Annotated in this window: 9 protein-coding genes; 1 reads left to right on the top strand and 8 read right to left on the bottom strand. The window is 70.9% G+C overall.

Annotation, left to right across the window (positions count from 1 at the left end):
* Positions 1-41 precede the first annotated feature (41 nt).
* Positions 42-1,859, bottom strand: a complete 1,818-nt coding sequence (locus D8Y23_RS12080) for an ABC transporter ATP-binding protein (RefSeq protein ID WP_128218377.1) — start codon at positions 1,857-1,859, stop codon at positions 42-44.
* Positions 1,856-3,745, bottom strand: a complete 1,890-nt coding sequence (locus D8Y23_RS12075; protein WP_128218376.1) for an ABC transporter ATP-binding protein — start codon at positions 3,743-3,745, stop codon at positions 1,856-1,858. The genes D8Y23_RS12080 and D8Y23_RS12075 overlap by 4 nt, the downstream gene beginning before the upstream one ends.
* 411 nt (positions 3,746-4,156) lie before the next feature.
* Between D8Y23_RS12075 and D8Y23_RS12070 the strand changes: the two genes are divergently transcribed.
* Positions 4,157-5,023 (top strand): AraC family transcriptional regulator, encoded by an 867-nt coding sequence (locus D8Y23_RS12070; RefSeq protein WP_128218375.1) that lies wholly within the window; start codon positions 4,157-4,159, stop codon positions 5,021-5,023.
* 9 nt (positions 5,024-5,032) lie between these two features.
* On the opposite strand, the gene D8Y23_RS12065 is transcribed toward D8Y23_RS12070, so the two are convergent.
* From D8Y23_RS12065 to D8Y23_RS12040, 6 genes are all read right to left on the bottom strand, one after another.
* On the bottom strand, positions 5,033-5,536 hold the full coding sequence (locus tag D8Y23_RS12065) for a methylated-DNA--[protein]-cysteine S-methyltransferase (protein WP_128218374.1): 504 nt from the start codon (positions 5,534-5,536) through the stop codon (positions 5,033-5,035).
* Positions 5,533-7,062, bottom strand: a complete 1,530-nt coding sequence (locus D8Y23_RS12060; RefSeq protein ID WP_128218373.1) for a DNA-3-methyladenine glycosylase 2 family protein — start codon at positions 7,060-7,062, stop codon at positions 5,533-5,535. The genes D8Y23_RS12065 and D8Y23_RS12060 overlap by 4 nt, the downstream gene beginning before the upstream one ends.
* A 381-nt stretch (positions 7,063-7,443) precedes the next feature.
* On the bottom strand, positions 7,444-9,459 hold the full coding sequence (locus tag D8Y23_RS12055) for a hypothetical protein (RefSeq protein WP_128218372.1): 2,016 nt from the start codon (positions 9,457-9,459) through the stop codon (positions 7,444-7,446).
* A 150-nt stretch (positions 9,460-9,609) separates the two neighbouring features.
* On the bottom strand, positions 9,610-10,677 hold the full coding sequence (locus D8Y23_RS12050) for a glycoside hydrolase family 130 protein (protein WP_128218371.1): 1,068 nt from the start codon (positions 10,675-10,677) through the stop codon (positions 9,610-9,612).
* A 2-nt stretch (positions 10,678-10,679) separates the two neighbouring features.
* Positions 10,680-11,507: a carbohydrate ABC transporter permease gene (locus D8Y23_RS12045; RefSeq protein WP_128218370.1), complete on the bottom strand. Its 828-nt coding sequence runs from the start codon at positions 11,505-11,507 to the stop codon at positions 10,680-10,682.
* A complete protein-coding gene (locus tag D8Y23_RS12040; RefSeq protein ID WP_128218369.1) occupies positions 11,504-12,478 on the bottom strand; it encodes a carbohydrate ABC transporter permease in 975 nt (324 codons plus the stop codon). The genes D8Y23_RS12045 and D8Y23_RS12040 overlap by 4 nt, the downstream gene beginning before the upstream one ends.
* Position 12,479 lies beyond the last annotated feature (1 nt).

Genomic DNA, 12,479 nt, shown 5'->3' with positions numbered 1-12,479 from the left:
GATGCCACGACCCCGAGGCCGTGGCATCCCTCCTCCGGAACTCAGACCAACGACTCCCGCCAGGACGCGTGGAGCTGCGCGAACTTGCCGGTTCCGGCGATCAGGGTGTCGGGGGTGTCGTCCTCGATGATGCGGCCGTGCTCCATGACGAGCACACGATCGGCGATGGCGACGGTGGACAGACGGTGCGCGATGATGATCGCCGTGCGGTCGGCGAGCAGCGTCTGCAACGCGTCCTGGATGAGGCGCTCGCTGGGGATGTCGAGCGAGGCCGTCGCCTCGTCGAGAATCAGCACCGCGGGGTCGGCGAGGAACGCGCGCGCGAACGAGATCAGCTGCCGCTGTCCGGCCGACACGCGGCCCCCGCGCTTGTTCACGTCGGTCTCGTACCCGTCCGGGAGCTTCTCGATGAATCCGTCGGCCCCCACGGCACGGGCGGCGGCGCGGATCTCGTCCATCGTCGCGTCGGGCTTGCCGAGCGCGATGTTGTCGGCAACCGTCCCGCTGAACAAGTACGCCTCCTGCGTCACCATCACGATCGCGCGCCGCAGATCCTTCGGGTGCAGGCGGCGCAGGTCGACGTCGTCGAGCGTGACGGCGCCCTTCGTCGGGTCGTAGAAGCGGGAGATGAGCTTCGCGAGGGTCGTCTTGCCCGCACCGGTGGTGCCGACGAGGGCGATCGTCTGCCCCGCCGGGATGTCGAGCGAGAAGTGCGGGAGGATGACCCTCCCCTCGGAGTACCCGAACGTCACCTCGTCGAAGCGGACGTGCCCGCGCGCGCTCCACAGATCGACCGGGTCGACCGGGTCGGGCACCGTCGGCTCCTCCTCGAGCACGCCCGAGACCTTCTCCAGCGCCGCCGTCGCGGACTGGTAGGAGTTCAGGAAGAACGCGACCTCCTGCAGCGGCGCGAAGAAGTTGCGCACGTACAGCACGGATGCCGCGAGCACACCGATCTCGAGGGCACCGCCGATCACACGCCCACCACCCCACAGGAGCACGAGCGCGACCGACACGGACGCCACGGCCATGAGTCCGGGTTCGAAGGTGCCGAACAAGCGGATCGAGCGCATGTTCACGTCGCGGTACTGGCCCGCGAGGTCACCGAACTCCTCGTCGTTGCGCGGCTCCTTGCGGAAGGCCTTGACGGCGCGGATGCCGGTCATGCTCTCGACGAACTTCACGATCACCTGCGCGCTGATCACCCGGGACTCGCGGTACACGACCTGCGAACGGTTGTAGAACCAGCGCATCAGGAGGAAGAGCGGGAGCCCCATGACGGCCAGGATGAGCCCCGACTGCCAGTCGAGGAGGAACAGGGCCGCGAGGGTGAACAGGCCGTACAGCACGCCCGAGACGAGCTCGTTGAGTCCGCCGTCGAGCAGCTCGCGGATCGTGTCGAGGTCGCTCGTCTGGCGCGAGATGATCCGACCCGAGGTGTACGACTCGTGGAACTCCAGGCTCAGCCGCTGCGTGTGCAGGAAGATGCGCTTGCGGAGGTCCAGCATGACCGCCTGCGTCAGGCGTGCCGCAACCACCACGTACCAGCCGATCAGCACCGCCCCGCCGATACCGGCGGTGAGGTAGATCGCGACGACGAGGATGGTCGGCATCCAGTCGTTGTTCTGGATGACCGCGGGCAGGGCGTTGTCGATGCCGTAGGCGATCAGCGCGGGCCCCGCCACGCGCAGCGCCGTCGAGACGACGAGCACCGCGGCCGCGAGCGCGAGCTGCCCCCGCAGCGGCGAGACGAGCGAGCCGAGCAGACGCAGCGACCGCTGGCGGATCGCGCGGCTCTCGTCGCGGGTGTAGTCGGAGCGGTCTTCGCCGCTCGTCCCTGTGACGGTCGTGCCGCTCATCGGGTCGCCTCCTTCTCGGGCAGGGATTCGTCGGTGGATGCCACGGCGCCACCGTCCGTGCGCACGACGGGGATCGCGCCGGTCTGCGCCTCGCGTTCGGCCTGAGCCTCTTCGAGGCTCGAGATCACGTGCCGGTACGCGTCACTCGTGCGCAACAGGTCGGAGTGGGTGCCGACCGCCGCGATGCGGCCGTCCTGCAGGAGGGCCACGCGATCGGCGAGCGTCACCGTCGACGGGCGGTGGGCGACGACGAGGGCCGTGGTCTCACTGAGCACCTCGCGCAGGGCATCCTCGACGAGAGCCTCGGTGTCGACGTCGAGGGCCGACAGCGGGTCATCGAGGACGAGGACGGCGGGCCGCGCCGCCACGGCCCGGGCGAGCGCGAGCCGTTGACGTTGGCCGCCGGACAGACTCAGCCCCTCCTCGCCGATCACGGTGTCGAGACCCGCGGGCAGGTCGAAGACGAAGTGCGCCTGCGCGACCTCGAGGGCTTCCCGGAGCACCGCCTCGGCCTCGGGCGATCCGGGCTCGAGGTCCTCTCGACCGAGGAGGACGTTGTCGCGCACGGTCTGGGAGAACAGCGTGGCGTCTTCGAACGCCATGCCGACGTGCCGCCGCAGTTCCGACAGCCGCAGGTCGCGCACGTCGACGCCGTCGAGCAGCACGCGACCACCGGTGACGTCGTACAGCCGGCCCGGGAGGGTCGTCAGGGTGGTCTTGCCCGACCCGGTGAGGCCGACGAGCGCCATCGTCTCTCCGGGACGCAGGCTCAGATCGACCCCGTCGAGGAGGTCGGGCTCGGTGTCGGCGGCATCCTGGTACCGGAAGTGCACGCCCTCGAGCACGAGTTCTCCCCGCGGCGCGGTCACGGTGCGGGGCTCGGCGGGGTCGACGATCGTGTTCTGCTCGTCGAACACCTCGAAGATGCGGTCCGTCGCCGTACGCGCGTCGAGGAGGAACGAGAACAGGAACCCGATCGACTCCATCGGCCAGCGCAGCACCGTGGCCATCGCGAAGAACGCCACGAGCTCGGCCACCTGCAGCTCACCGAGCTGCGTGAGCACGATGCCCGCGCCGAGGCACACCGCGAACGCGATGTCGGGCAGCAGGACGAGCCAGAACCAGATCCAGCCGATCGCCCGCGCCTTGCCGAGCTCGGTCTCGCGCAGCGACTCCGCCTGACGCGTGAACTTCTGCAGCGCGTGCTTTCCGCGGCCGAAGGCCTTGAGCACACGGATGCCGTGGACACTCTCCTCGACCGAGGTCGCCAGGTCGCCCGCCTGATCCTGGCTCTGCCGCGCGAGCGCGCCGTACCGCTTCTCGAAGCGGTAGCCGGCGTACCAGAGCGGTGCCGAGGCGACGAGGAACAGTGTCCCCAGCAGCCAGTGCCAGCGGAACAGCAGGACAGCGCCGATCGCGATCGTCAGGACGTTGACGATCAGCAGGATCAGGCCGAACGCCAGCCAGCGCCGCAGCATGCTGATGTCCTGCATCATGCGCGAGAGCAACTGTCCCGACTGCCAGCGGTCGTGGAACGCGACGGGCAGACGCTGCAGCCGCGAGTAGAACGACTGACGCAGGTCGTACTCGACCTTGGTCGCGGGAGCCAGGACGAACCACCGGCGCAGCCACACCATGCCGGCTTCGGCAAGGCCCAGCGCCAGCACGAGCACGGCACCCCAGGCCAACTGGCCGGGATCGCCCGAGCCGATCGGGCCCGCGACGAGTTGCTCGAGCACGAGCGGGATCGCCAGCGCGAGCACGCTCGCGCCGAGCGCGCTGACGGCGCCGAGAGCGAGCCGCGGGAGCACCGGGCGAGCGATGGGCAGGAGCCGAGCGAGGGAACGGAGCGTCGACAGCTGAGGGCGGTTTTCTGCGGTGGTCATGATCCTCGTGGGGTCGAAGCGACGCGCCGGAGTGTGGCGCGGGAGAGGGGATGCCGGGGGCTCCGGTGGAGATCCACCGGGACGAGCGACGCGGAAGCGGTCGAAACGCTACGGGCGAGGCGCGAAGTGAGCAGCGACGGAGAAAGCGGCACGCACGACGGTCGCGTCGATCTGTTCCATGGTGTCCTCCTCGGTCGGTACGCGGCCGACGGGGGGCGCGGCAGCTTTTCAGGATATGCCTGAGAGTTGGCTGGGGGCAAGAAGCGATTCGGGGATGGCGCGCAGGACGGTCCCCTACGCGTACCGTGATGCCGCCGGACGTCCGCCGAGGGGCGATCCGATCGGATCGGACCGGAACGGTCGGGCACTCGCGCGTCCCAGCGGCGAGAGTGGGATGCGAAGGGAGCCACCGTGATCGCTGAACTCAATCGGCTCGTCGAGCAGATCGACGCGCATCTGTCCGGAGACCTCGACATCGGCGCGTTCGCGGCGGGTGCCGGGACGACCGAGTATCACCTTCGCCGGATGTTCTCGACGCTCACGGGCATGCCTCTGTCGGAGTACGTGCGGCGGCGCCGGATGACGATCGCGGCCGCAGACCTGACGGAGGCGGACGACCTGTTGAGCATCGCCGTCCGGTACGGGTACGGGTCGACCGAGGCCTTCGGTCGAGCTTTCCGTGCCGTCCACGGGGTGAGACCGGCCGACGTGCGGCGCGACGGCGGCCCCCTTCGCACACAACCGCAGATCAGGTTCCACCTGACCGTAGAAGGGAACACCCCCATGGACACTCGTATCGTCGACCGCCCCGCGTTCCGACTGATCGGACACGCCGCCCGCGTGCCGCTCCAGCACGAGGGCGTCAACCCGCACATCCAGGCGCACATCGCCGCTTTGCCCGTGAGCGAGCACGACCGGTTGAAGCGCATGAGCACCACCGAGCCGCCCGGTCTGCTGCAGGTGAGCGCCGACGTCGATCCGGACTACGTCGAAGGCAGCCCCCTCACCTACCTGCACGGCGTCGCTGTGAGCGCGGACACGGAAGTCCCCGACGATCTCGACGTCATCGAGGTCGAAGGCGGCACGTGGGCCGTGTTCCGGGCCGAGGGTGCGTACCCGTCGACGCTGCAGACCATGTGGGCCGCGACCGCGACCGACTGGTTCCCCTCGAATCCGTGGAACCTGCGCCCGGGGCCGTCGATCGTCTCCGTGCTCGAACGCTCGCCCGACTTCCGGGCGGCGACGTGTGAACTCTGGCTTCCTGTGGAACGTGCCTGAGCTCGCGGGTCAGACCGCGGCTTCGCGCTCCAGCAGACGGCGCTTGACCTCGACGCCCCACGCGAAGCCGCCCATCGTGCCGTCGCCGCGCAGCACGCGGTGGCAGGGCACGAACAGCGCGGGCGCATTGCGGGCGCAGATGGATGCCGCCGCCCGTACGGCCGTCGGAGACCCCAGGGCCGTCGCGAACCCGGTGTAGGTCAGGGGGCGTCCGGGCCGGATATCCCGCAACGCCGACCACCCCCGCTGCTGGAGCGGAGTTCCGAACTGCGCGACCTCGACGTCGTCGATGGCGGCGAGATCACCGCCGTAGTACGCGGCGACGGCCGCGGCGGCCCGGGTCTCCCCCGGCACGACATCGACGGGACGGTGGGCGGGGCGGAGGCGGGCGAGGACGGCACCCACATCGTCCGTCCAGCCCGCGACGAGCACGCGGTCGGCGCCGTCGGCGAGGATCGCGAAGGGACCGTCGGGGGTGTCGACGAACTGGAGGGTCGCGGTCGCGGTGTTCACGGGGCGGGCTCGCTTTCTGCGGGATCGAACGAGGCGGCGGCGGGTGCCCGCCACGCCTGGGTGACGGGCGCGGCGTACCAGTAGTGGGCCATCGCGTAGCTGCGCCACGGGGCGAAGCGCGCGGACCACGCCGTGAACCCGGCGGGATCGGATGGGAGCCCGAGAGCCGCGGCGCCGGCGCGCGCGGCGACGTCACCGGGCAGCAGCACGTCGGGATCGCCGAGCACGCGCATGCGCACGTAGTCGGCGGTCCACGGGCCGATCCCCCGCATCGCGAGCAGTCGCGCCCGCTGCTCGGGGCCGTCGTCGCCCGGGCCGAGGACGAGGGAGCCGTCGGCGAGCGCGGCGGCGGCCTCGACGATGGCGCGCCGGCGCGCCTGCGGGCCGCGCAGGACGTCGTACCCGCGCTCGGCGATGACCGCCGGGTCGGGGAACAGGGTCATCTCGACCCCGCCGATCTCGGTGCGATCGCCGAGCTCGGCGGACAAACGTCCCTGCATGGTGCGGGCGGAGGCGACGCTGATCTGCTGCCCGATCATCGCGCGCAGCAGCATTTCGGCAGCGTCCATCGCCCCCGGGACGCGCACGCCCGGGATCGCGGCGATGGCGGCGGCGAGCTCGGGGTGCCCCGCGAGCGCGTCATCGATCGCGTGCGGGTCGGCGTCGAGGTCGAACAGACGCCGGACGCGCGCGATCAGGGTGCCGAGGTCGGCGAGCGCCGTGAGACGCGCTCGAAGTCGCAGCCGGGAGTCGGCGTCTCGCCGGACCTCGAACCACGCGGGGCCACCCGGCATCCGGATCACGCGTGTGAAAGAGACGTCGTCGCCGGTCTCGACGCCCGGAACCGCGTGCGCTCTCAGCCACCCGAAGAGGCCCGCGGTGTCGACGGGTCCGCGCACGGGGAGAGAAAGGTCGATCTCTCCGACGGGGACCGCCCCGACGGCCCGCGAGCGGCGGGCCCGGAGGGCTGTCGGCGACATCCCGAAGACCTCTCCGATCGTCTCGGTGAACTGTCGCACGCTGGAGAACCCGGCGGAGAAGGCCGCGTCGGTCACGGAGAGGTCGGTGCCCACGAGCAGGGCACGCGCGGTGTGGGCGCGCTGTGCCCGCGCGAGGGCGAGCGGGCCGGCGCCGAGTTCGGCGGTGAGCAGGCGGCCCAGGTGCCGCGAAGAATAGCCGAGGCGTCGCGCGAGGCCGGGCACCCCCTCGCGGTCGACCACACCGTCGGCGATCAGGCGCATCGCCCGAGCGGCGACGTCGCCGCGGAGGTCCCACGCGGGCGAGCCGGGCGCCGCTTCGGGCAGGCACCGCTTGCACGCGCGGTAGCCCGCCTCATGCGCCGCCGCCGAGGTGGCGTAGAACGTCACATTCGCCTCTTTCGGCGTGCGCGCGGGGCAGCTGGGTCGGCAGTAGATGCCGGTCGAGCGCACGGCGGTGACGAACTGCCCGTCGAAGCGCCGGTCGCGCGACTGGATCACGCGATAGCGCTCGTCGAAGCCCGGGGCACCGGGCGCGGAGATCGTCATGGCATCCACCCTGCCACCGACCACCGACATACTCCGGCGGAAATCGGACACGGGGGTGGGGTCGGAATCGAGTGTCCAAGACACGCCGGGTCGAGCGGGTGTGGTGCGGTGTGTCCTGGACACTCGGCGGGTGGGAGACCGAAGCCGCCGCGTGAGGAGCGCGCGTAGGCCCTCAAGCGCTGCGGTACGCGCCCTGCTGAGTCAGAAGCAGGCCTCGATGGTCGAGCCGGTCCGCGGCGCGGGTGGGAGGTGCTGTCCGACGTTCGTGGCCCCGGGGCGCCGGACGTGGCCCCGGGGCCACAGAAGTGCACCAGAACCCCGGATGCCACCGCGGCGCCGACCCTCGCACGGTCGGCGCCGCGTCCGGCAAATGCCGGGGACTCAGCGCTCCGCGACCGCGAAGCCGCCCGCGGGGAGGAGCACCGTCGTCTCTCCCTCGAACGCGCTCGTGCGAAGCAGCGCGCCGCGCGCGTCGTAGACGCGGACCGTTCCACCGCCCGACACGGTCGTGCGCTGCGCGCCTCGCGCACTCGACTGCACGAGCTCGCTGCGGCTCCCGGCGCCTTCGAGCACGAGGCGCGACACGAACGGCCGCACGATGAGCCCGTCCAGCACGAGGTCTCCGCGCAACGCCGAGACGTCCACCTCGGTTCGACGCTCGGGCACGGCGACGGTGAGCGCGTGCGGCAGCAGCACGCCGGGCGTCGGCGAGATGCCCTGAGCGGGTCCGGTCACGTTCAGCACGCCATTCCCGCGCCAGCGCGAGAGCGACCGTTCGCCCGGCTGCGAGAACACGACCGGCTCGACCCAGCGCTTCGTGTCGGCGGAACCGATGTCCCACGTCGCGCTCTGTCCGGGCTGCAGAGTGAGGGCGTCGCCCGACCAGCTCGACTCGCCCGTCCACGACGTCGGTGTCGACACGGTGCCGTCGGTGGAGGTGGCATCCTCCGCCTGAACGAACGTCAGGCCGACGCGGTCGGTGACGGAGGTGAGCGCCGTCGCCCGCGCGGCGATCGCCGGGTGCGCGTCAAGGGCGAGGGCGGTCAGGAGTCCGTGAATGGTCGACTCCGCCCCGCTGTTGCGGTTCACCGTGCCGTCGGTCTGCAGCCCGTCGAAGGTCACGCCTGTCGCCGGGTCGTACATCGGCGCGCCGGCGTGGTTCGCGCCGAAGAACCAGGCGGCCTGGATGCCGGCGAGGTCGGCGAACGCGCGCGACCCGGTCGTGTCGGCGAGTGCCACGAGCGACTGCACGCGGGAGTCCGCGCCGTACGCGATCTGCACGCGGTCGGTCGGGCTGGGATACCAGCCGTTGTCCGGCCCGCCCGCGGTGAGCAGCGTCGTGGTGAAGCCGGTGGCGTCGGCGATCGCCGGCTCGGCGAGCGCGGGCTGGTCGAGCACGTCGGCGGCCACGGCGAGCGCCGCCGGCATCTGCGATCCCCACGCGTGCCACATCGCCGGTGACTGCGCCCACGGGAGCACGGCGCCGTACGGCCACTCGCGGGAGGATCCGGATGCCATGGCCGCCACACCCTCGGCGAGCTGACGCGCCGCGGTGGTCGAGGAGTCGTCGCCGGCACGCACGGCCGCGGTGAGTCCGAGGACCGCTTCGGCCGTGGCATCCGCCCCGTCGACGATGAGCCACGCGGGCACCCTCTTGCCGTCGGCCTCGACGTACTGGCCGTACTTCGAGAGGACGTCGCGCTCGATCGCGCCGCGCGACAGGGCCAGTCGCTCCTGGAGGAATGCGGCGAAGTCGGGGTCGTCGTCAGCGAAGGCCGCGTACCCCTCGCCGAGCGCCCACACCGTGCGGGCGAGCCAGTAGCTCGGACCGGAGTCGGACGGGTCGGGCAGCTCGACCGGTTCCGCGGAGGGGTTCAGCTCGCCGTCGGGCTGCATCCACAGCACGACGTTCCCGGCGTCGGGGCCGTCGACCGTCTGGTGGTACGCGACGGTGCGGAGCAGGTCGTACGCCTTGGCGCGACTGTCGGCGTCGCCCGTCTGCTGCCAGTGCCGGAGGTAGACCACCGCGGCGCGGGTGGTGTCGTCGGCGTTGTACGCGCCCTGACCCCAGTCGCCCGTCGCGGGGTCGAGGGGGCCGCCGCCGATCCGCTCGAACGTTCCACCGGCGCGGGCGTCGGCGTAGGTCCACGGCGCGAGGAGCGTCGGTTCCTCGGCCAGGCGGTAGGTGGTGTGGCCGGCGACGTCCGCGGGCGGAGTCGGCGAGTCGAGCAGGAAGTCGAGGTGGTCGAGATTGGTCAGCGGGGCGGCCGGGGCAGCGCTTGCTGCGACGGTGGCCGGGGCCGGGGCCAGCGCCGACGCCGGTGCGGTGCCGAGCGGCACCGCGAGGGCGACCGCGCCCGCGAGGGCGAGACCGCGCGCACTCCATCGTGCGTTCATGGGGGGATCCTTTCGATGGGGGTGGTGGGGAGGCACAACTCCTGCAGAACCGCCCCGCGGCCCACCCGGGGGCCGGCCGTGACGGCGAGTCCGCAGGAGTTGTGACCGCGCCGCGCCCAGGCCGTCACGGCGCCGGACGCGACGCGGGTCTCAGTCGGTGCGCTCGAGCAGGGCGACGCCGATCTTCGAGTCGGCCATGCCGTAGAACACGAAGTGGCGGCCGTCGATCTCCTCGATCGCGGTCGGGAAGACGACGTTCGGCACGATGCCGCTGCGCTCGTCGTCGGTCTCGGGGGCCAGCAGCGGCTCGGGCGTCCGCGTGATCACGCGGCTGGGGTCGTCGGCATCCAGGATCAGGGCACCCGCGGCGTAGTTGACCTTCTGCTGCTGCGAGAACGCGCTGTCGATCACTCCCGTCACGCCGTGGTGCAGCACGAGCCAGCCCTCGGGGATGCGCAGCGGCGGCGGTCCCCCGCCGATCTTCACGGCCTCGAAGGGGAACTCCGGCCCCGCGACGAAGCGGTGCTGTTCCCACAGCGTGAGGTTCGCGAGGTCTTCCCGGACGGATGCCACGGGCACGTAGCTGATCCAGATGGACTGCCGCTCGTCCGAGACCCCGGCCGGCACCCGCACGCCCTGTCCGGGCTTGGTCTCGCCGAGGTCCCACATGGGTCGGTGGAGCACCGCGAACGCCTCGCTGCCGTCGGGGGCCGTGACCGTCTCGGGGAAGAAGACCGTGTCCTTGTTGTGGAACAGGTTCAGGTCCATGTCGAGGTCGTCCTGGTAGCGGAACAGCACGGGTCCGAGACGCCGCCAGTCGCGCAGGTCCTCGGAGACGGCGACGGCGGTGCGCGGGCCCAGCGGGCCATAGGCGACGTACGTCATGACGTGCAGCCCCAGGGCATCGATCCAGGTCGTGCGCGGGTCTTCGGTGCCGGCGTTGTCGGCGCCGCGCTCCCAGCCGCGGTCGGGCTGGAGCACCACTCCCTCGCGTTCGACGGCGACGGGCACACCGTCCTCGACGACGACGCGGGCGATGCCCACGCGCGAGACGTTGCCCTCGGCGACGAGGCGCGGCAGCAGGTACAGCTCTCCGTCGGGGCCGCGGCCCGAGGCCGGGTTGAGCACGCCCTCCGCTTCCTGGATGTTGCCGGGCTCGGGGGTCATCACCACACCCACTCGTGTGAGGCGGTAGGGGACGGGGGAATCGGGGGTCATTGTCATCCTTTTACTCCGGATCCGAGGTCGTTGGAGGTGAAGTAGCGCTGGAAGATCAGGAACAGCGCCACCGCGGGGGCGGCGAGCACGACGGCGCCGGCCATCATGGCGCCGAAGGGATTGGTCGTGGACGCGGCGATCGTGGAGATGAAGTTCGCCAGCGACACCGCGAGCGGCTGCATCGCGGCGTCCTTCGTGATGAGGAAGGGCCACAGGAACTCGTTCCACGGACCGATGAAGGTCAGCAGCACGGCGGTCAGCAGCGCCGGACGCACGAGCGGAAGCGCGACGCTCCACAGCAGCCGGAACTCGTTCGCCCCGTCGATGCGGGCCGCGTCGAACAGCTCCTTCGGGAGCTGCAGGAAGTACTGCCGGAAGATCACGACGGCCGTGGAGTTGATGAAGAACGGCAGGATCATGCCCAGGTAGCTGTCGCTCAGCCCGTAGTCGCGGGCGATCATGACGTACAGCGGGATCATCAGCAGCTGGAACGGGATCACCTGCACCAGCAGCACGAGCGCGAAGGTCGCCGACCGCCCGCGCCATTTCAGCACCGCGAGCGCGTACCCGGCGAGCACGCCGAACACGATCGTGCCGAGGATCACTCCGCCGGTGAAGATCCCGGAGTTCGTCAGGCCCGTGAGCAGGTTGATGCGGCCGTCGATGGCCGTGTAGTTCTCGAGGGTCAGGTTCGACGGGTGCGGGAAAGCCCCGGCGATCGAGGTGTCGGGGCTCGTCTGCAGCGAGCCGACCACCATGTAATAGAACGGGAACAGGAAGGCCAGCGCGCCGAGTGTCAGCACACCGTACGTGACGACCTTGGTCCTCATGATTCCTCCCTCCCCACGAACCGGCGCTGGAGCGCCGCGATGATCAGCACGAACACGATCAGCACCACCCCGATGGCCGCGGCCACGTCGGGGTTCTGCTGCTCGATGCCCTTCTGGTAGATCAGCAGGACAGGCGACGTCGACGCCCCGTTGGGGCCGCCGCCGTTCGTGAGCAGGTACGGCTCGGTGAAGAGGTTCGCGCCGGTGATCGTCGCGAGCAGCACCACGAGGAACGTCGCCGGACGCACGCCGGGCACGGTCACCGAGAAGAACTGCCGCAGCCGACCGCCGCCGTCCACCGCGACCGACTCGTACAGCTCGCGCTGCACGTTCTGCAGCGCCGCGAGGTACAGCAGGATGTAGAACCCCAGGCCCTTCCACGTCACGAACAACGCGATGGTCGGCATCGCCAGCGCGGAGTTGACTAGCCACGAGGGGTTCGGCGCGAGCGGACCGAGGGCGTTGTTGATCAGCCCCGAGTTCGAGAACAGGAACAGCCACACCGCGACCACCGCGACGGATGCCGTGACGTAGGGCACGTAGAACGCGACACGGAAGAACGCGCGGGCCCTCACCACCCGGTCCAACGCCGTGGCCAGCACGATCGACAGCACGACCGTCAGCGGGACGTTGATGAGCAGGAAGATGCCGACGTTGCCGAACGACCGCCAGACGGCCGGATCGCTCAGCGCCGTGACGTAGTTGTCGAGGCCGACGAAGGGCCGATCGACGGTGGCGCCCGGGGCGGTGAAGAAGTAGTCGTGGAACGACATCCACACCGCGAACACGATCGGGTAGGCGAAGACCACCCCGATGAAGATCAGGTACGGCGCGGAGAACAGGATGCCGAGCGGCTGCGCACCGAACGGACGCCGCCGCTTCTTCCCGGCATCCATCGCTCCCCCGGCTCGACCGGACCGGTCGGGGTCGCCCCCGGTCCGGCCGGTCGAGCCGGCGAGATCGACGGTCATG

This window comes from Microbacterium enclense (genome assembly GCF_004022425.1).
In the GTDB taxonomy this organism is placed as follows: Bacteria; Actinomycetota; Actinomycetes; order Actinomycetales; family Microbacteriaceae; genus Microbacterium; species Microbacterium enclense_A.
Note: the sequence above shows the minus strand (reverse complement) of the source record. Positions and strands in the feature narration are given on the sequence as shown.